This is a genomic window from Planosporangium thailandense, from assembly GCF_011947195.1.
In the GTDB taxonomy this organism is placed as follows: domain Bacteria; phylum Actinomycetota; class Actinomycetes; order Mycobacteriales; family Micromonosporaceae; genus Planosporangium; species Planosporangium thailandense.
In genome coordinates, this window is sequence record NZ_JAATVY010000113.1 from 1 (window position 1) to 226 (window position 226).

General features: G+C 76.1%; 1 pseudogene. It reads left to right on the forward strand.

What is annotated here, in order from left to right:
- Window positions 1-39: 39 nt before the first annotated feature.
- Window positions 40-226: pseudogene (locus HC031_RS32375) on the forward strand (S8 family serine peptidase); the annotation flags it as partial.

The window sequence follows — 226 nt, forward strand, 5'->3', positions numbered from 1 at the left end:
CGGATTGGCAACGGCTACTTCCGGGGTTCGGGTACGTCGATGGCGACGGCCGTGACATCCGCCGTCGTCGCCGACGCGCTCGCGGTGGCGCCCAGGCTGCGGCCGGACGCGGTGAAGAACCTGCTCACCGGCACCACCTACGCCGCTTCGGGTCTGACCCGGGCGGCCGGGGCGGGTGCGGGCGGGCTGGACGCCGCCCGCGTCCTGAGCTCCGCGCGGGGCTGGC